12 protein-coding genes and 1 riboswitch are annotated in these 20,826 nt (G+C 45.1%); of the genes, 8 read left to right on the forward strand and 4 right to left on the reverse strand.

Features of this window, described 5'->3' with window-relative positions; translation table 11 throughout:
• Positions 1-13 precede the first annotated feature (13 nt).
• The 4 genes from B4A24_RS20160 to B4A24_RS20175 all read left to right on the forward strand — a co-directional run bounded on the left by B4A24_RS20160 (position 14) and on the right by B4A24_RS20175 (position 9,171).
• Positions 14-1,999: a sialate O-acetylesterase gene (locus tag B4A24_RS20160; RefSeq protein ID WP_293946765.1), complete on the forward strand. Its 1,986-nt coding sequence runs from the start codon at positions 14-16 to the stop codon at positions 1,997-1,999.
• A gap of 6 nt (positions 2,000-2,005) precedes the next feature.
• Positions 2,006-4,357 (forward strand): glycoside hydrolase family 95 protein, encoded by a 2,352-nt coding sequence (locus B4A24_RS20165; RefSeq protein ID WP_293946766.1) that lies wholly within the window; start codon positions 2,006-2,008, stop codon positions 4,355-4,357.
• A 111-nt stretch (positions 4,358-4,468) separates the two neighbouring features.
• Positions 4,469-7,648, forward strand: coding sequence for a SusC/RagA family TonB-linked outer membrane protein (locus B4A24_RS20170; RefSeq protein WP_293946767.1), 3,180 nt, complete (start codon positions 4,469-4,471; stop codon positions 7,646-7,648).
• Positions 7,649-7,653: 5 nt separating this feature from the next.
• Positions 7,654-9,171 (forward strand): RagB/SusD family nutrient uptake outer membrane protein, encoded by a 1,518-nt coding sequence (locus B4A24_RS20175; RefSeq protein ID WP_293946768.1) that lies wholly within the window; start codon positions 7,654-7,656, stop codon positions 9,169-9,171.
• A 99-nt stretch (positions 9,172-9,270) separates the two neighbouring features.
• Here the strand turns inward: B4A24_RS20175 and B4A24_RS20180 are convergent, their stop codons facing one another.
• Positions 9,271-9,534, reverse strand: a complete 264-nt coding sequence (locus tag B4A24_RS20180; RefSeq protein ID WP_108632856.1) for a 5-oxoprolinase — start codon at positions 9,532-9,534, stop codon at positions 9,271-9,273.
• 66 nt (positions 9,535-9,600) lie between these two features.
• Positions 9,601-9,694: riboswitch (SAM-I-IV-variant riboswitch) on the reverse strand.
• A 233-nt stretch (positions 9,695-9,927) separates the two neighbouring features.
• Here B4A24_RS20180 and B4A24_RS20185 point away from each other — a divergent pair.
• The 4 genes from B4A24_RS20185 to B4A24_RS20200 all read left to right on the forward strand — a co-directional run bounded on the left by B4A24_RS20185 (position 9,928) and on the right by B4A24_RS20200 (position 15,041).
• Complete coding sequence (locus B4A24_RS20185) at positions 9,928-10,692, forward strand: DUF3050 domain-containing protein (RefSeq protein WP_293946769.1); 765 nt, start codon at positions 9,928-9,930, stop codon at positions 10,690-10,692.
• 391 nt (positions 10,693-11,083) lie between these two features.
• Positions 11,084-12,403 (forward strand): TolC family protein, encoded by a 1,320-nt coding sequence (locus B4A24_RS20190; RefSeq protein ID WP_293946770.1) that lies wholly within the window; start codon positions 11,084-11,086, stop codon positions 12,401-12,403.
• On the forward strand, positions 12,403-13,461 hold the full coding sequence (locus B4A24_RS20195; protein ID WP_293946771.1) for an HlyD family secretion protein: 1,059 nt from the start codon (positions 12,403-12,405) through the stop codon (positions 13,459-13,461). Before B4A24_RS20190 ends, B4A24_RS20195 begins: the two co-directional genes overlap by 1 nt.
• A 2-nt stretch (positions 13,462-13,463) precedes the next feature.
• Complete coding sequence (locus B4A24_RS20200) at positions 13,464-15,041, forward strand: hypothetical protein (RefSeq protein WP_293946772.1); 1,578 nt, start codon at positions 13,464-13,466, stop codon at positions 15,039-15,041.
• Positions 15,042-15,052: 11 nt separating this feature from the next.
• Here B4A24_RS20200 and B4A24_RS20205 read toward each other — a convergent pair whose 3' ends face one another.
• The 3 genes from B4A24_RS20205 to B4A24_RS20215 all read right to left on the reverse strand — a co-directional run bounded on the left by B4A24_RS20205 (position 15,053) and on the right by B4A24_RS20215 (position 20,723).
• Positions 15,053-16,336, reverse strand: a complete 1,284-nt coding sequence (locus B4A24_RS20205) for a TolC family protein (protein WP_293946773.1) — start codon at positions 16,334-16,336, stop codon at positions 15,053-15,055.
• Positions 16,337-16,405: 69 nt separating this feature from the next.
• The gene (locus tag B4A24_RS20210) at positions 16,406-19,531 is read right to left on the reverse strand and encodes an efflux RND transporter permease subunit (protein ID WP_293946774.1); all 3,126 of its coding nucleotides are present in this window, start codon (positions 19,529-19,531) and stop codon (positions 16,406-16,408) included.
• Between the two features lie 25 nt (positions 19,532-19,556).
• Entirely contained in the window at positions 19,557-20,723 is a 1,167-nt protein-coding gene (locus tag B4A24_RS20215; RefSeq protein WP_293946775.1) for an efflux RND transporter periplasmic adaptor subunit, read from the reverse strand.
• Positions 20,724-20,826: the final 103 nt, after the last annotated feature.

Here is a 20,826-nt window from a genome sequence, read left to right on the forward strand (position 1 = left end):
AAACTCAAAAATCATGATAAAACCTAAACAGTATAAACGGACTTTGTTGGCCCTGCTACTCAGCGTTGCCAGTGGATTTTCTGCCATACAGGCCAAAGTACAGCTGCCGGCTTTTATTGGCGACAATATGGTGCTGCAGCAGAAAGAAAAGGTCAAGATCTGGGGAACAAGTACCGCAGTAGGCAAGGAACTTAGCGTAAACACCAGCTGGAACAACAAGAGTTATCAGGTTGAGGTCGATCAGCAAGGAGGCTGGCAAGTCTATCTGGAGACGCCGAAATACGGTGGTCCCTACCAAATTACCATCAACGATGGTGATCAATTAATCCTAAAGAATATTCTGATCGGTGAAGTCTGGTTTTGTTCAGGACAGTCAAATATGGAGATGCCCCTGGCGGGCTGGGGTAAGATCAATAACTTTGAGCAGGAAATCAAAGCAGCCAACTTCCCTAATATTCGTGTTTTGCAGATTCCAAAAGCAACCGCCAATCAACCTACCACGGCAGTGCAGGTGGAGTCCGGTGGATGGAATCCGGTGACGCCACAAAGTATTCCGGAGCTTTCGGCTACGGCCTATTTTTTTGCACGTGAGATCTACGAGAAAACAGGCATTCCAATTGGCCTGATCCACTCTTCCTGGGGCGGAACAATCATTGAAGCCTGGATGAGCCGGGAGGCCCTTACACCTTTTTCAACCTATACAGCGGCTATCGAAAAAATCCAACGTCCGGATGCACAGGAAATCTATGCGAAAGATCTGGCCGAATGGAATCGCGTCGCCGAACAGCAGGATCAGGTGAGGACAGCAACGCAGGGCGAGTGGTTTGCACCACAACTGGATAAGAGTACCTGGTCCACGATTACAATTCCTAGTTTTTTTGACAAGAACCTGTTTCCGGGAATGGATGGTGTCGTTTATTTTGGCAAAGACGTTGCACTACCGGCACATTGGCAAGGTAAACCTCTCAAGTTGATTTTGGGAGCAATTGATGACAACGACATCACCTATGTCAATGGTACAAAGGTGGGCGAAACTGTCGGTTATGATCAGATCCGGAAGTATACCATTCCTGCAACGGCCAATAATGGCAGCCTATTGCATATCGCCGTTCGCGTATTTGATGGAGCCGGCGATGGCGGAATATATGGCGGTACAGAACAGCCACGACTGGAAGGACCAAATGGCGAACAGCTATCTCTCGTTGGAGACTGGAAATGCAAAGTAGGTTATGATCTGGCGAAGCTGCCGGCAAAACCTAATGCGATGGAGGGTCCCAATAGACCTACTGTGCTCTACAATGCTATGGTTAAGCCTTTTGTGGATTTTAAAATAAAAGGTGCCATTTGGTACCAGGGTGAAAGTAACGCGGATTCAAAAGACGCTCCTTATCAGCAACTGCTGCCCGCACTGATTCAGGACTGGCGCCAGCGGTGGAACAATGAAAAGATGCCTTTTTATTTTGTTCAACTGGCCAACTTTAAAGCGAAAAGTTTAACACCGCAGCCTTCTTCCTGGGCGAGATTACGGGAAGCGCAGCGCCAAACACTCAAATTGCCTTATACAGGTATGGCAGTCGTTGCTGATATCGGCGATGCACAGGATATCCATCCGAAAAATAAGCAGGATGTCGGTAGAAGACTTGGCTGGATCGCAACAGCGCAGCTGTATGGCAAGAAGATCCCTTATTCGGGCCCTGTTCTTGAGCATTGGACAACAAAGGGAACAGCAATGCAACTCAGCTTCAACCCCATGGGCAAAAAGCTGGTGCTGAAAGAAACGGATAAACGCAACGGTAGTTTTACCATTGCTGGTGCCGATCAGGTCTTTTATCCTGCAGAAGTCAAACAGGTCGGAAATAAGCTGATCGTATCTGCCAAAAAAGTACCGTCACCCGTCGCGGTACGTTACGGCTGGGCGGATAACCCGGACCTGACTTTATACAATGAAGCCGGGATACCCGGATCTCCCTTTCGAACCGATGACTGGACAAAAAACTAAAACCACATGAGTAGATCATCAAAAATAAATCTTCGGAAAGGTAAGTTACTCTGCACGCTTGTGGTTTTCTTTTTTTCGGGCAACTTATTTGGGCAAGTGCAGGGGGGCAAACTTTGGTATCGGCAGCCGGCAAAACAATGGGAGGAGACCTTACCCCTGGGCAATGGAAAAATTGGCATGATGCCCGATGGTGGATTGAAGAATGACCATATTGTACTCAATGATATCACACTATGGTCGGGAAGTCCTCAGGATGCCAATAATTATGAGGCCAGCAGGTATTTGGATAGTATTCGGAATCTGATCAAAAACGGGAAAAACGACCTTGCTCAGCGTCTGATAGACCTGCATTTTATCTGCAAAGGCCCGGGATCGGGCGGCAAGCAATGGGGCTGTTACCAAGTGCTCGGCAATTTGATGATTGCCTTTGACGGACAAACGGATCTCACCGCAGTGCAGAACTATCGCCGGGAACTGGACCTCAATAAGGCGATAGCAAAAACAAGCTATGAGCTCAAAGGCGTCAAATATAGTCGTGAATATTGGACAAGTTTTGCCGATGATGTGGGCGTTATTCGTTTACAGAGCAGCAAAAAAGGACAGATTAGCCTGGAAATCAAGATTGACCGTCCCGAAAGGGCTACTGCCAAGACCGAGGATGGCGAGCTTGTTTTGGTAGGACAATTGGACAATGGTGTAGATGGTAAAGGAATGCAGTTCAAAACACGTGTCCGCGCGCAGATAAAAGGGGGAAAACAGCTGGTAAAAGGACAATCTATTGTTATTCAACAGGCTGACGAAGTGCTAATTTACGTGGCAACAGATACTGATTTTAAAGGTAAGGATTTTGAGCGTACGACAGCTGAAACGCTAACAAAGGCTTTGAAAAAATCCTATAGCCAGCAGTATGCTGAACATCTGCAAAACTATTTGGCAAAGTTCAACCGTTTGTCGCTCCGATTGGGGCAGTCGAAAGATGACTTACCGACCGATCAGCGTTTGGTGGCTTTCGGTAAAGAACCGGATCAGGATCCAGGGCTGGCAGCCTTATTTTATCAGTATGGTCGTTACCTTAGTATCAGCAGCACGCGTTTAGGCTTGCTACCACCAAACTTACAGGGCTTATGGGCAAATCAGATTCAGACACCCTGGAATGGGGACTACCACCTGGATATCAATGTGCAGATGAACCATTGGCACCTCGGGGCGGCCAATCTGGGCGAGCTCAATGAACCCTTGGTGGGGCTTGTGGAAGGCCTTATGGCCCCGGGAGCAAAGACCGCGAAAGCGTACTATAATGCACCGGGCTGGGTGGCCCATGTGATCACCAACGTATGGGGCTATACCGAACCCGGAGAGTCTGCTTCCTGGGGAATTGCCAATGCGGGCTCGGGCTGGCTCTGCAATAACCTTTGGGAACATTACCTCTATACTGAAGATATGGACTATCTACGGCGGATATACCCGATTCTCTATGGAGCAGCACAGTTTTACTCCAGTGCCCTGACCGAACACCCAACCAAGGATTGGCTGTTGACTTCGCCGTCTGTATCTCCCGAAAATTCCTTCAAGCTCCCTAATGGGCAGCAGGCAAATGTCACGATGGGGCCAACAATAGATAATCAGATCGTACGCGAATTATTTGAAAATATCATCCATGCAGCGGGATTATTGGGCAATCAATCGGATCCTTTTTTAACGAAGGTTGCGGCGCAACTGAAACGTTTAGCACCAGCTGTGCAGCTAGCCAAAGATGGCCGCATCATGGAATGGATCGAAGATTATGAAGAGGTTGATCCACAGCATCGGCATATCTCGCATTTGTATGGTTTGTATCCTGGCTATCTGATCCGTTATGATCAACATCCAGACTGGCAGCTTGCCGCTAAAAAAAGCCTGGATGTAAGGGGGGATGATGGACCGAGTTGGGCCATTGCCCATAAACTACTGTTTTGGACGAGATTGCATGAAGGCGAACGGGCTTATAAATTATTTCGGCAACTCATGACTCCACGTGTTGATACACATATCAATTATGGCGCCGGTGGTGGTGTTTACGCCAATTTGCTAACTGCAGGCCCCCCATTTCAGATCGATGGTAATTTTGGCGGAGCAGCGGGTATCGCCGAGATGCTGGTGCAGTCCCATCAGGACACGGTGTATCTTCTACCGGCGGTTCCTCAGGCCTGGAAAAAAGAAGGTCAGGTGAGGGGGATGCGCATCAAGGGAAATCACACGCTAGATATGGAATGGAAAGATGGTAAGATACTGAACTATCAGATTTATTCACCCAAATCACAACAACTTAACGTATGTATAGATCATAACTGGATCGCCTATCGTACAAAAGAAAAATAACAAAACATAGCGTCCTCAACCGAATTGGATCATGCAATTTTTTGCATGATAGGGGATGCTTTGTGTCAAAAATTTCAAGATAAAAGCACCTTATAAACAAAAAAAGTAAATATGAAAACAGAAAAGACAAGACAATGGCCTTTGATCAAGGGCCTGTCCTTCGGTCCTGAGGCCAGTATAATGGCACTCTGTCTTTCGATAGCTGTACCCTACACGGGCTCAGCAGCATCACTAAGGACGACAGATCGTCGTTTTGATCCAACAGAAAAGGCGACTATTGCAGTCAGGGGCATTGCCATCCGTCAACAGCATACGCTAAAGGGGATAGTGTTGGACAATACGGGCCGGCCTATTCCGGGCGTGACTGTGCGGGTCAAAAATACAACGCAGGAAACACAAACGGATCAGCAGGGACAATTCGAACTCAAGCTGGGAGACGGGACTGTCGTACTGACGTTCTCTTCGCTGGGATTCGAAACCAGGGAAATGTCCGTTGCTGCCAATGCGGGAACCGTGAATGTGCAGCTGAATGACGCTTCGTCGAGTTTGGAAGAGGTCGTTGTGGTCGGTTACGGTACGCAAAAGAAAGTAAACCTTACAGGTGCTGTGGCTACAGTGAGTGGCAAAGATATGATCAAACGGCCCGTTGTCAATACGGCTTCCATGCTGCAGGGGGCAATCCCGGGCGTACAAATCAATCAGGGCTCGGGAGAACCGGGCAATGAAGGCGTATCCATCCGTATTCGGGGCAAGGGCACCTTTAGCGGTGCCGGATCGGATCCCCTGGTGCTCATTGATGGTGTGCAGGGCAAATTCTCCGACGTCAATCCCAATGATATCGAAAATGTCAGTGTACTAAAAGATGCAGCCTCCGCAGCAATCTACGGTTCGCGTGCAGCAAATGGTGTTATTCTGATCACGACAAAACAAGGGAAATCGGGAAAGACAACCGTTCAGTATGACGGCAATGTGGGTATCTATAAGCCTACGAAAATGTTTGATCTGATCACCAATTCGGCGCAGTATATGGAATTATACAACGAAGCGCGTAAGAATTCCAATCTCAACGATGGCCTATATCCCGCCGATGTGATCGCGGCCTATCGCAATAGCAACGATCTTGTAAAATATCCAAATACGGACTGGCTGGGGCTTATTTTTCAAACTAAACCGACTTATACCCATAATCTCGGTATCCAGGGCGGAAATGAGAAGACAACCTTTAATGTTGGTTTGGGCTACGTCAATCAGGACGGAATGATCAAAGGTTTTAACTACGACCGGTATTCCGCCCGCCTCAATCTGACGACCAAAATCTCGGAGGGTATTAAATTCGGAACAAATATCTTGCTCAAAACAGGACATACCGAATCTATTCCGGGTGGATCCAAAGACCTGTTCCTGTCGGCAATGTCGCAGGCACCAACCTATGGCCCATTTTTGCCGGATGGTAGCGGGCGTTATACTTACAAAGCTTACGACTGGGAGTACAACAATAAAAACCCAATGGCTGTATTGGATCGGAAATTTACGTACAATACCGATGACTATGCTGCCAATCTCCAGGCCTGGATGGAGGTACAGCTGTTTAAAGGTCTTTCCTGGTACACCAAAGGTGCCTATAATTTCAATATGGACAAGTACAAGGATTATAAATCAACGTTGGATGAGTATTACTACCATACGGGTACGCTGGGAACGACATTGGATCTTGGAAAGGGACTTACGGATCAGGATCAGCAAACGATATACACCAATTTATTTACTTACCTGAACTATGATCGCGCGTTTGGCGCGCATCACCTCAAGGCTCAGGCCGGATATAGCATTGAAAAAAGCAAGTATACCTACCTGCAGGGCTTCCGACAGAATTTTGTCGACGATACACTAACAGAATTAAATGCCGGTGGATCGGATATTCAACGGGCAAACGGAACAGCTAACCAATGGGCGCTGATCTCGTATTTTGGCCGATTGAACTATGATTATCAAGGGAAATACCTTTTGGAAGCCAATATGCGTTACGACGGTAGTTCGAAGTTTTACGGTAAAAACCGTTGGGCAGCGTTTCCTTCTTTCTCTGCAGGCTGGCGTGTATCTGAAGAATCGTTTGTCAAGGAATTCGCTTCCGGTTGGCTGGATAATTTGAAGATCCGTGGATCCTGGGGTCAACTCGGAAATCAGAATACCGGTAACTATCCGTATCAGCCGGTATTGGGACTTACCGGAAATTATTCTTTTGACAATAGTACGCTAAATTCCGGTGTTGCTCAACAGGCATTAAACAACCCGATTATTAAATGGGAAACAACAACGATGACTGATGTGGGATTGGACTTAAGCCTGTTTAAAAATTTAGATATCACCTTTGACTGGTATAAAAAGAGAACGACCGATATTCTAAGGCAGTCACAGATTACTGCAATCGTTGGTTTGGGTGCTCCTTACGTAAATGATGGCATTGTCGATAATAAAGGTGTTGAATTGGGGGTTACTTATCGGAATCAGATTACTATTGGGGCATTGGAAGGTTTTAGCTATCAGCTAGGTGCAAACCTCGATCGCTTCAAAAACAAGCTGGTGAAATTTGGCGAGCCGGAAATCGGAGGCTATACGATCAAGAAAAATGGCTATGCGATGGACAGCTTTTATACCTACGAAGTCATCGGTATATTTCAATCGGATGCTGAAGTAGCGGGTTCGCCAAAGCAGTTTAATGATAATACACTGCCAGGAGACCTCAAGTATCGGGATGTCAATGGGGACGGAAAAATAGATGCGAACGACAGAACAATTATTGCCGGTGTGGATCCAAAGCTGAACTATAGTTTTAATCTAAGTGCAAGTTTTAAGGGCTTTGACTTTTCGGCCCTATTACAAGGGGTATATGGTGTCAAATCCTATGTTTCGGGCTGGGGTGTAACCCCATTTGTACAGGGAAGCCCACCGACAAAAGATTGGTTAGACCGTTGGACACCTGAAAATCCTTCGACAACTATGCCGCGTATTTATTGGGGCTGGAGTGCTCCGGAGAAATTCAGCCGTGCTTCCAGCTATTTTATACAGGATGCTTCATATTTCAGACTGAAAAATCTTGTGTTAGGATATACTTTACCTGATGGGCTATTGAAAAAATATAAAATAGACCGCCTACGGGTTTACTTTTCGGGTGATAACCTCTTTACTGCGACCAAATTTAAGGGCCTGGATCCTGAGCGCTATGGAAATGGTGATCTGGTACAGTATCCGCAAAACAAGATTTATTCATTTGGTGTACAAGTTAACTTTTAATTGCTATGAAAAAGAAATTTATAACAGCGTTGATGCTATCCGGTTTATTTTTGGGTTCTTGTAACAGTGCCCTGGACCTCAATCCTTTGGATCAGATTGCTTCGGACAACTATTTTAGCAAAAAATCTGATTTTGATAATGCATTGGCCGGTGTATATGCCTCGTTGCAGAGCGAGACTTTCTCCTATGGGATGCCTTTTCGGGACTGTCTGACCGACAATGGCTACAATCAGTTCAACTCAGGTAGCGTCAATGAAATCGTAGGCGGGAATTTAAATCCGACCACAGGGGGCTACGAAACTGCTATCTATAACGATGCTTATGTGGGAATAGGACGTGCCAATCGCCTGATCGAGAAGCTTCAGGGTTATAACGGCTCCGATATGAACGATGCGGAGAAAAAGAACATGGAAGCCGAGGCCCGCTTTATCCGTGCTTTTGTTTATTTCCAATTGTACAGTATCTATGGTGAGGTACCGCTTGTGCTGACTCCGCTAAGTCTGGAGAATCAGCGTCAGCCAAAGGAAAGTGCGGAGAATATTCTAAAACAGATTCGAGCTGATCTGGATTTTGGGATCGCCAACTTAGCGGCTAAACCTTATTTCAATAATGGGGGACATGCTGCCACCAGTTCGGCAAAAGCCTTGAAAGCAAGAGTCTTATTGTTTGCGGCTTATGGTGATAAAGGGGTGCCGGATTTAGCAATTTTGAAAGAGGTAAAGGACTTATGTGCCGATGTCATGAAAGAGTATACCGTAAGTACGGCTTTTGAAAATGTCTTTCGCGATGCGACACAAAAGAACAATACCGAGATTATCTTTTCAGTCAATTTCCTGGCACCTAATAATACAGCGCCCTGGGACATGTACCTAGGCGATTGGATAGCAGCTTCACCTTTGCAAAACCTGGTGGATACCTATGAATGCAAAGATGGCCTGCCTTATGGTGAATCTCCGCTGACGGACCGGACCAATCCGTTTAAAGATAGGGATCCGCGGTTGAGCAAAACAATTTTTGTGGATCATCCTGACTTTGGCGGCGGTAAGATCCATACACCGTCCAATCCCCGGCCTACGGGGTATGGCGTATTGAAATTTCTGGATCCGGCCAACTTACCTTTTGGCTTTTCAACATTGAGCCAACAGGATGCGGTTGTATTACGGTTTGGGGAGGTGTTATTGATGTATGCCGAAGCACAAAATGAAATCGCCGGGCCAGATCAATCGGTTTACGATGCCATGAATACCCTGAGGAGTCGCGTCCAGATGCCGGGGGTTCCAGCCGGTTATACCAAGGAAAAAATGCGCGACCGTATCCGCCACGAAAGAAGGGTAGAACTTGCTTTCGAAGGACTACGGCATTACGACCTGATCCGTTGGCATATCGCTGGCGAGGTACTCAATAATGTCAAAGACAGTAAAGTGCCCTATCATTTTGAAGACAAATTTTACCGCTGGCCATTACCACAAACAGAAATTGAGAAGAGCGCAGGTGTGTTAATTCAGAATCCAAACTATAAATAATAAGATTATCGCCTTCTTTAGATCGGCAATTTCCTAAACCAACAACAACAGCGCGCACGAAGTTCTTTCGATGCGCGCTATTTTTTGTGGTGATAACGATTACTGTAAAGGAATCAAGACGTTCTGTTCCAAACGTACAGGGACCTGCTTTACCGAGGTAAAACCATCTTCCTTGGAAATGATGTTGGAAAGATCCAGTCCTCTTTTGGAGAACGTACTGATCAAAGCAGTCCGAAAGGTTGCCTTGGCTGAACCCCAGCCTTGTCCTAAGATGGTGTCGTTGTTGAGCTGTATTAGTTCGTCCGTAGAATAATAATTGAATTTTTCCAGTAAATGTTGGTAAAGATTTGTTGTTGTAGCCATACAATTTAAAAATTTAAAGGATTAAACCATAAACTGTATCCAGATCTTGTTGGGAAAATAAGCGTTGTGTAACGTTTATTTTGGTCGAAACCCGTATTAATTTACCACCGCGGTGTCTACACTCGGTTGGTATTGCATCATGCAATTCTGAATACTCTACAAATATAGTAGATTATTTTTTAGAATAAAAAATATTTTTGTTTTTATCGATAAATGAGCATAACAAGAAGACTAGGGGAGATCAAAAGTAGAGGCTGCCTGTTGCCTGTGATTTAATTCGCTGTTGTCTGTGATTTGGTTATGAAGCGGATAGCCGGACAGGGAATTTATCATGTTACTGTAATCTCATTGAAAATACTTTAAAAAACAGCGAGAAGACAATACTTTTGCGCCATGAATAGAATTGCGGAAATTAACGAATACATTGCTGCCGAACGCGAGGTATTATTGCAACACCCCTTGTATCGTAAAATCAAAACGATCAAGAATCTACGTTCTTTTACAGAAGGGCATGTGTACGCTGTATGGGATTTTATGTCTTTACTAAAAGCTCTACAGATTAAACTGACCTGTACGACTTTGCCTTGGTTTGCGAGCGAGCATCCATCGACACGTTACCTGATCAACGAGATTGTATTGGCTGAGGAATCGGACGAATACATTGATGGTCGTCGGTTGAGCCATTTTGAAATGTATCTGGACGCAATGAGTGAAATGGGAGCAGATCTGCACCTGATCAATAAGTTTATCGCCCACGCCAAGAAATCCAAAAGTATTTTCGATGCCATTGCTTTAACAACCTTGGACAAACGGGTTAAAGATTTTCTGAATTTTACTTTTGAACTGATCGAAGAGGGAGAGGTACATAAGATTGCCGCAGCTTTTACATTTGGTCGTGAGGATCTGATCCCGGGCATGTTTACTTCGATTTTACAGGAATTGAAAGCCAATTTCCCCGAATCAGGTCTGGATAATTTTATCTACTATTTCCAGCGTCATATTGATCTCGATGGTGATGAACATGGTCCTTTAGCCATGCAAATGATTACCGATTTGGCCAAAGAGGATGACGAGAAATGGGAAGAAATGAAAATAGTGAGTAAAGAGGCGCTTCAAAAGCGCATTGAACTCTGGAATGCAATAGAAGATTCCCTGTAAGGAATCTTCTACTTTTTTAAGTTGCTTTTAGCCTCTAAAAGAAGCTTCATGTCGTTTTAAGGACTGTTTCCTCAAAAACGAGTCATTGGAATAGGATTCCATACTAACAAAATTCCTCCTACAAATTTATTTTTTTAAGATAGTTCTGTGGATCTGGCGTCTGCTTACAGAAACAATCTGCGATCTTGTTTTTTAGCCGATTGGAAGATGATGGATTTCTATGTGATAAACGTAACGATAAAAGAAGTTAACTCCTGTTTTTGGCAGATTTCGTTCTTTTATTAGAAATTGATTGAAAAATGTCTTTTTTCCATAACATATTGGCGTTTGTGAAGAAATGCATATTCCAATTAGTATCTAAGTTTGCAACGCAAAAAATAACATAAGCACATTGAACTTTTTTCCGTCGTATTGGGCAAAAGCAATTGGCACCATTTCAGTGCTTGCATGCTCGGTTTTAGAAACACAGGCCCAGGACTCGCTACGCATCTCACTCGCTGATCTGATCGGTAAGTCGCTGCAAAACAGTAAGTACATTGAACTATCGCATTTGCAGTTAGAGGAAAAGGAGATAGCCCTACAGCAGCAACGGATGGAATTGTTGCCTAAAATTGCTGTCCGTGCTTCTGCAAGTTATGCGAGCAACATGCCGGTCTACGATCGGGGCTTATTCGCCAAACCATCACAGCATGATGTGATCCATTATTTATATGACACAGGACTTGATTTTTACCTGAATCTCTACAATGGCCATCGGGATCTGATGAAGATTGAATCGAAAAAGCTGGAACTTGAACTGGCGAACATTGACTGGAAGAGTGCCGCCGCGGCGATTAAGCTGGAAATCTCCAACTTATTTTTGGATTTGAATTTAGCTTATCGCAACAGGGCTCTGATCGAAGAGGATATCAACGATCAGCGGACGCAACTGAAAGAGATCGAACATCGTTACACCGCAGGGGTTGTATTGCATAGCGATGTATTGCGTATTTCACTTGAATTGTCCAAGCGCGAACTGCTTTTGGTTCAGATCGCAAATGATATCAAGGCAATTAACCAAAAATTGCAGCTTATTACAGGTATACGACAAGAAATTGTTCCAATGTGTACTGCAACGGCCAGCCACCCATTAGACTATGCGGAGCTTGTTGCTGTTGCGAAACAGCAGGCTTTTGTACTATTAAAATCGGAACAAGAAGTTGCGTTAAAAAAACTTGGCATCAAACAGGCAAAGTCGAATTATCTGCCTGAGTTGGGGCTGACCAATACGTTTACTTTTGCGAATCCACAGGTGTTTTTATACCCTTACAATAGTAGTTGGTACAATTTAAATATTGTAGGGTTAAAATTAAATATCCCGATCTCGGCGCTCTATCTCAATAAAAATATTGTTCGGGGAGCTCAGGTTGCTTTGAAACGGGAGGAGGTCAAACATCATCATGAAGAAGAAAGTGTAGAAAATGAACTGTTACAGGCTTATTTGGATTATAACCTTGCGCTGGAACAACAGGAGGTTTGTCAAAAAAATCTGGCCCTTGCTAAAGAGAATGCCCGTATTATAAAAAATAGGTATTTTAAATCTTCCGCACTTGTTACAGACCTATTGGATGCAGATATGCAATGTCTTAAGAACAACTTTGATCTGGAATCCGCTCGGATCGCAATACAGAAACACTATTATTTTATTGAATTTTTGAAGGGTACTATCTAATGAAACCTAAATCAGGCTGGTCTATGACCGATGTACAATTGACCCGAATCACCAATTGGTTTGCTGGGATTGCTTTGTTGGCACTTTTACTATGGGGCGGAAAGATATTCTGGCTTCGCATACGCTATACGTATACAAATGATGCCCAAGTGACCCAATATATTAATCCCATCATCTCCCGCGTGGGCGGTTATATTGTTTCGGTCCATTATAAAGATCATCAGTCGGTCAGGCGTGGGGACACCCTGTTGCTGATTGATAACCGGGAATACAAATATGAAGCGGCTCAGGCTTCCGCTTCGATAAACAAGGAAAATGCGGAGATCAGTGTGCTGGGTAGTCAAAAAGAAATCTTGCAGGCCGAGCATGAATCGTTGGAAAAATCCATCGCTGCTGCCGAAGCTCGGGTGACCAAACAGCAATTGGAATACGATCGCTATAAATTTCTATTCGATGAAAAATCGGCCACAGCGCAGCAGCTGGAAGATATTAAAGCAACATTGGAGGTATACAAAAGTGAGCTTGCCTCGCTAAACTACAAACTGGAAGCCTCACGGGATCGTGTGAATGATGTTGATGTAAAAAAAGGGGTCATCAATGCAGAGAAAGTGCGGTTATCAGCCGCGGCAAATCGAAAGCACCTTGATGTAGGCTATACGGTCATCCGTGCACCCTATGATGGTCGGGTAGGAAAGCGTACTATTGAAAAGGGGCAGATGGTAAATCCTGGAGAGGTACTGGGATTTATTGTAAATGGGGAGACACCAATTTGGGTAACTGCCAATTTCAAGGAAACACAGCTACGCTATCTCCATCTTGGTGGCCGGATACAAGTTGTTGCCGACGCCTACCCGGATGAAACATTTTATGGAAAAATAATTTCTATTTCCCCAGCAACGGGATCTTCTTTTTCCCTACTCCCACCTGACAATGCAACAGGAAATTTTGTGAAGATCGTACAGCGCGTACCCGTCCGCATTGAGCTGGACGAAGGCAAAGGGGCGACAAAGTTACGCTCAGGAATGAACGTCAATGTTTCAGCCATAAAGAATCAATAACCGTGAAAGGAATTTTCAAAAACTGGGTGCCCGAATGGCTAATTAAGCTGATTTTATTCAGTGGATTGATGCCGAGTATGGTCTTGTTTTTTCTGCCCGGAGCCAATGTCAATGTCACTGCGGGGTTCTATGGTGCGCAACCCAGTGATGTGCAATTCCTCATTATTTTATTCTATGCAGGATTTGTAGGGTTTTATGTGCTTGAACGCCGCTTCTTTCAATATTTTCCGGTCAAACAGTACTATATTATTTTTAACCTGCTTCAATTGCTCAACTGCTACTTGATGTACCATATTAGGGAGATTGATTGGATATATGGTTTACGTTTTTTTCAGGGCATGCTCTTCGCATCGGCTGTCAACCTCTCCATCTCCATGATATTTTCCAGACTGAAAACGGAACGTGCAAAGGAGGGAAGCTATGCGATCTTTTTTGGCATGCTCCTTTGTAGTTCGCCTTTCAATACCTTTGTGACGGCTGAATTTATTGATTCATTCAACTTTGATGAACTTTATTTCTATGCCGCCCTCTCCTTTGTTCCCGGGCTCCTGCTGATCCTGATTACCATGAAGTCCGTCCGCCATAATAGGCCTTATCCGTTATTTTCCCTAGACTGGGCCAGTTTTATCCTCTACAGTTTTGTCGTTGTAAGTTTTGGCTATCTGATGGTGTACGGGCAGGAGCGTTATTGGTTTTCGGACAGCTCCTTGTTGAACATATTGGTCGGTGGAATTTTATTGCTGGGCCTGTTTATTCTTAGGCAGAAAGCGACCAAACGTGTTTATATTGAGCTATCCATTTTTGGAAATAAAAAATTCCTGCTAGGAATCCTGGTTTTGTATATGATGTATATCGAACGATTTTCCCTGACGATCTCCAATCAATATTTTCTTCAGGTTATCCATCTGGATCCCATTCATCTGTCTTATATTCAATGGTTCAATATCCTGGGCATCGTATCTGGTGTCATGCTTTCGCTCTATTGGTTGTTAAAACGGCGTACCGTAAAATGGATCTGGATTATTGGCTACTGTTGCCTGCTGATTTTTCATCAATATATGTTTTTTTCATTTGAAAGTGAGGGCAATGAAGAGCATTTCTGGCTGCCCTTGGTCTTGCATGGATTGGGTGTTGGCCTGATCATGGTTCCGACAATTTTATTTGTTATCGCCAGTGTACCACCCCAATTGGGTGCGTCGGCGGCGGCAGCTTGTCTGGCAGTACGTTACATGGGGTATACCAGCAGTATTGGATTACAGAATTTCTTCAGATTATTTGAACATGCGCAGCACCGGGAGGTCTTTCGGGATCAGCTGCTGCCAAGCAATCCGATTTTTGAAAATTATATTCAGCTGGAGTCTCAGCGGGTAATGCATCAAGGGCTGCTCGTTAAGGAGCATGCGGCGGCATTAAAACTCATCAGTGAACGCGTCAATATGCAGGCTTTTGTCCGGTATGGTATGGACTACTACGAACTGATGTCGATCGTCAGTATCAGTATTTTACTGCTAATATTGATTTCTCCTTCCTTGAAAAGTATGTACAAGAAACTTAAAAATAATCAGATATCACCTGTGTAATCGTCTCCGGTTTACAGGCTATCAATATCCCAAATGGCTGCTGCACGTTCCAGTTCCACTAATGCGACCGCATAATTATAACGTGCTTCATGATAGGCAAGCTGGGTTTCATTGTAGGAGCGTTGTGCGTTGATAACTTCCAGCAGGGCGGTTTCGCCCCGATTGTAACTGTATATCTTTCCCTCCAGAATAGCCCTGGCTTCCTGCAGTATGGTACCGTTAAATTGCTGCACTTGTTTTTGAGTGGCTTTGTGTTGTATATAGGCTTGATTCACCTCGGTCTGGATGCGGAGCTCCGCTTCTCTATAGGCTAGTTCATCCTGTTGAATCTTGAATTGCAACGATTTTAACTCACCTTTATTAAAATTGGAAAATTTAAGCGGTATGGCAATGCCAGCATTGATGGCATTAAACTGTGGCGTGGGAGCAGTTTCATTTTTGGCTTCGCCATTGTAGGTAAAACCGAGGGAAATGCCCAGGTCTAAAACACGGTTTGCCTTTGCCAGCCGGAGCAAACTTTGGGATAGTTGTTTATTCTGTCGTATAGCTCCGAGATCGCTACGCTCGTGCAATGCCTTTGCAAGCAACGTTGGTAGCAAGAACTTATAATCTAAGGAAACATCAGATCCTTGTGGCACCCAAAGAACAGCACTCGTATCTCCCATAAGCAGGGATAATCCAGCAAGGGCGGAATTGGCCGCCGCTTCAGCGGCTGATAGTGTATTGTGCATATGGTCGGCCTCCAATTTTGACTGTCGATAGTCGATATGTGGAATTACGCCCAGTTGATAGCGTATACTGTCTGATGTGGCAAGTTGGGAGAGTTGCTGATAAGCCTGGCGGTAAGTTGCTACCAATAGCTGATGTTGTCGGGCAAACAAAAAGGCCAGGGTAGCATCGGCACGCAGATTTCGGAAATAATCTGCGAGCAGGAGACGGGTGATTTCAGCCTCATCGCTGGCGATTTGCCGACGTGCCTGCCGTTTTGCACCCAATTCTACCGTCCAGCTCAATTCGGCGGTATAACCCCGGCCTAGCTGTTTGCTTTTTTGGCTGTTGTCAAATAGCGCTACGTTAAATTCCGGATCTGGAAAGATACCGGCACTAATAACATGAGCATCTGCAATCGAAAGATTGAATTTTTCGGCAGCATAATTGAGGTTGTTTTTTCCAACTTGTGCAATAAAGTTGCTGTAGTCTAATTTTTTTTGTTCAAAAGTTGAATCTATCGTTTGTGCAGCCGCATTTCCAATGGGGAGCATAAAGTAAAGAAGAAGTCTGATCTGTATTTTCATCGTCATGTTAACTTGGTCCTTCTGTTTAAAGCAGTACAGCCGTTTTTAAACAGAACACGGTATTTGATTTTAGGAATTTGTCTCTGGTTGTGTTTGATCGGTTAATGGTCTGGGCCTACCGCTGTGTTGCTTTGCTCGTTCCATCAGATAATATAGCGGTGGAAGCATAAACAGTGTCAGCAGGGTAGAAAATAGCAGCCCATAGACAATTACGGTCGCCAGGGGCCGTTGAACATCTGATCCGATCCCGGTAGCCAGTGATGCGGGGAGTAAACCAAGTATCGCCACTGTCGCAGTCATCAGTACCGGCCGGAACCGGCTAAATGCACCTTCAATGACAGCCTTGTCTAATGTCCTACCATTTTTTTGTAGGAGATTGAACTGGGAAAGCATCAATACACCATTTTGTATGGCGACACCAAAAAGAGCGATAAAGCCCACCGCCGACGATACATTTAATGTCATACCGCGTAAATTGAGCGCCAGCATACCTCCAAAGAGCGCCAGTGGTACGATACCGATAAGTAGTCCGGCCTGTCCGAAAGAACCAAAAGTGCTGTATAGCAGGATAAAAATAATCGCCAGCGTCAGGGGGACGATGATAGCCAGTCGGCTGTAGGCACGATGCTTGTTTTCGAATTGTCCGCCCCATTGCAGCTTGATTTTTTGTGGATCGTATTTCAGCTTTTGCGCGATAGCTTGCTGGGCTTCGGTCAGGAAAGCACCTAAATCTCGTCCTCGTACGTTCAGTCTGACGGTTAGCTGACGGCTATTGCGTTCGCGCGAAATGGTGCTTTCCCCCGTATTGAGTTTGATGGTGGCAACCTGCGACAAGGGTATGCGTGCGCCATTATCGGGATATAATACCAGGTTGCCAATCTTTTCAGGGGAGTTACGCTCATGCTCAGGATACTGACAGGTAATATCGTATACTTTAATTCCCTGATAAACCTGAGATACTGATTTACCACCAATGGCAATTTGAATGAGATCGTTGACATCCGAAATATTCAATCCATACTGTGCAACTTTATCGCGGTCAACGATGATCTGTAATTGCGGGAGCGGAGGCTCCTGATCGATGGCCAGATCGACAGCGCCCGCTACTCCCTTCAGTGTGCTGATGAGATCCTCTGCAATGCGTCGGGTTTCCTTTAGGTCATCACCAAAAATTTTGACGACAAGTTCGCTGTGTGCACCGGCGATTTTGTCCATGACGCCATCGATCATCGGTTGGGAGAAGGCTACATTGAACCCTGGCATCGCGGCATATTCTGCTGCCAGCTCGTGGATAAGATCTGCTTTTGTTTTTCCCCATTTCCAGGTGTTGTAGGGTTTCAGCCCCACACTGACTTCAAAGTGTGAGGGCGTCCAGGCGTCGGTACCATCGTCATTGCGTCCGGCCTGTACCATCACGTAGGAGATTTCCTCGTATTTCAGGGTACGTGCACGTAGGCTGTCGCTCATTTCTTTGGATTTGTCTACTGTAATCCCGGGTGGAAGGGAGACTTGTAGCCAGATGGAACCTTCGTCAAGCGTTGGTAGAAAATCTTTGCCCACAGATGCTGTCAACAATCCTGTCGCTAAAAGAACAAGGGCAAGAGGGACAAATACCTGTTTGGGGCGCAGCATTATTTTCTTGATCTGCTTATGGTAGAGCGCCGTTAATTTTTCCAACCATTTATTGTGATAAACTTTTTGTGGCTTGCGATAGATCATGTAGGCCAATCCCGGAATAAGTAGTAAAGATACCGCTAGAGCACCCAACAAAGCATAGCCTACGGTGTAAGCCATTGGTGTAAACAGTTTCTTTTCTACCCTTTCAAAGGCAAAAAGAGGAAGATATGCCGTAATAATAATAATGGTGGCAAAGAAAATTGGCTTGGCAACTTCGGCTATTCTTGCTGCTAGATCATGTTTGACCAATTGTACTCCGGGTTTTTCTTCTCTTTTTTTCAAAATGGTTTCGAGCATCACAATGGCGCCGTCTACGATAATTCCGAAATCGATAGCCCCCAGAGAAAGTAAATTGGCGGGTATATCTGTGAAATGCATCAGTATGAAAGCGATCAGCAGTGAAAGTGGAATTGTAATGGCAACCAATAATGCTCCGCGCCAGCTGCCCAGAAAAAGGATGAGTACAAAGATCACCAGTACCATACCTTCGAGGAGGGTTTTGGATACAGTGTGCAAGGTATTGTCGACAAGGCTGGTGCGATCTAAGACGACATGGATTTTGACATCCTCAGGGAGAATTTTACTGTTCAGTTCATCGACGGTAGCATGTACAGCTGCCAGGACGGGGGAGGGGTTCTCATGCTTTAACAGCAGGACAATCCCTTCAATATTATCGGAATAATTAGCTCCTCGTTTGTCACTGTAGCCCAAGGCTCCTTTACGGGCGAGATTACCAAGTTTAACCTGTCCGAGATCCCGCATGTAGATACGGTTTCCATTGACCGATTTGACAACGATATTGCTGAGGTCATCCAGTGATTTGAGAAGGCCGATGCCCCGGATTACATACGATTGGTCACCTCGGTTCATCATGCTTCCGCCGGCATTGGCATTGTTGGCTTCTATTTTTGCGGTTACTTCGCCTAGAGAAACTTCATATTGATCGAGTTTTTTAGGATCGATTTCGACCTGAAACTGCGTTGTGATGCCCCCAAAATTGGTTACATCGGCAACTCCGGTCACCTGTTTGATTTTGGGGATAATGACAAAGTTTTGGAGTTCGGTCAATTTTCGCAGATCGTGGGTATTGCTTTCAAGAATGTACCGAAAGATTTCACCCGTTGGCGAGGTAAGTGGATCTAGGCCCGGTGCTGCACCGTAGGGGAGGCTCAGATCCGCAAGGCGCTCCTGTATGCGGGCCCGGGCCCAGTAGTCTTCGACACCATCTTTAAACACGATAGTGACCATAGAGAGTCCAAATGTAGTTTTGCTGCGCATGACTTCCATTCCGGGCAGCCCATTGATGGCCTGTTCAATGGGAATTGTGATCTGTTGTTCCATTTCCTCGGCGGCCAGGCCAGGCACCTGTGTAACGATTTGTGAGGATACGTCTGCGATATCGGGATAGGCTTCAACTGAAAGCTGTTTCCATGCATAATAGCCGAAAAATGCAATAAGGAGAAAAGCAGCAGCAATCACTCCGCTCTTGGCGATGATCTGGCTAACAAGTTGTTTCATTGTAATACGATTTTTGGATAAAGATTTAATTGCTTGCCATCAGATAAAACGCGCCCTCACTGATGATCTTTTCGTCTTTGGACAATCCCTGTAGGATCTGGACTTGCTCATTTTCGGTCACGCCGGTCTGTACATAACGCTTTGTAAATGTATGGGGTGCCAGCTGTACCCAGACGAAGCTCTTGTCGTTAAATTGGAGTAGGGCTTTGCTGGGAATAAATATACTGGCTGTCGCTACCTGCTCAAATTGTGTATTGACATACATCCCTGGTTTGAGCAGTCGATCTTTATTGTCGCATTCAATCAGCACTTCGATATTGCGGTTTGCTTCGTCGACGAACTGATTGATATGGATAATTTTTCCTTGCAGCTTTTTGCCGGGCTGACTGTCAATGTGGACTTCCACAGCGCGGATCTGATCTATGGCACTCAGATCTTTTTCTTTGATATAAGCCGAAACCCATACTTTTGAGAGCTCCGCAATTCGGAGTAAAGCGGGGGCATCTTCTTTATTGTACTGGCCTAACACGATCGTATTGCTTAAGATTTCCCCCCGGATGGGTGAACGGATAAGTAGGGGCTGGCCGAGGACGACCTGTGCCGTACTGTTGTCATATATTTTTAAGGCAGCAGTTGCATTATTGAGCGTTGTGTTGCTGATGGCAAAATTGGTTTCCGCTTCCTCAAGTTCCTTCTGAATACCGACACCATGACTGAGCAGGTCTTTTTGCCGTTTTAAGACATTTGCCGCCAGAGCATAGCTTTGCTTGGCGTCGAGATAGGCCCGTTGTGCTTCGAAATAGTCAGAAGAACTGATTGAAAATAACGCTGTATTGACAGCTACCTGCTGTCCAAGGCTCACATAGGATTTGACAACCCGTCCCGCAAAAGGCACGGGGATTTCAACATAGCTATTGGGAATAATTTTCACCATGGCGGCAGTATTGAACTTTAGCTGATGCGGTTGTTCGGCGACGACAGTACATTTAATCTTAGACAGCAGTGCTGCATGCGCATTGACTGTCAGGGTATCACCTGTGAAATGCAGGACAGCGGATTGCTCTGCAGGCACAACAGACGGTGAGTTGCATGCTTGCATGAACATGAGGACAGCAATCCATCCCATAAATCTAATGGTATGGATAGAAATTTTGATAGCATGGTAAACCATTGTTTTTTTTCTAAAGGTCATCTTTCGCCCATTCGGAAACTATTCAATCGGAGAGCTGCGCGATGATCCGTGTTTTTGTTTCTAAAAATTATGGTGCAAAGCTATCCATGCCTTTGCTGGAAGG

It is taken from the genome of Sphingobacterium sp. UBA7249 (assembly GCF_002472835.1).
GTDB classification, from domain to species: Bacteria; Bacteroidota; Bacteroidia; order Sphingobacteriales; family Sphingobacteriaceae; genus Sphingobacterium; species Sphingobacterium prati.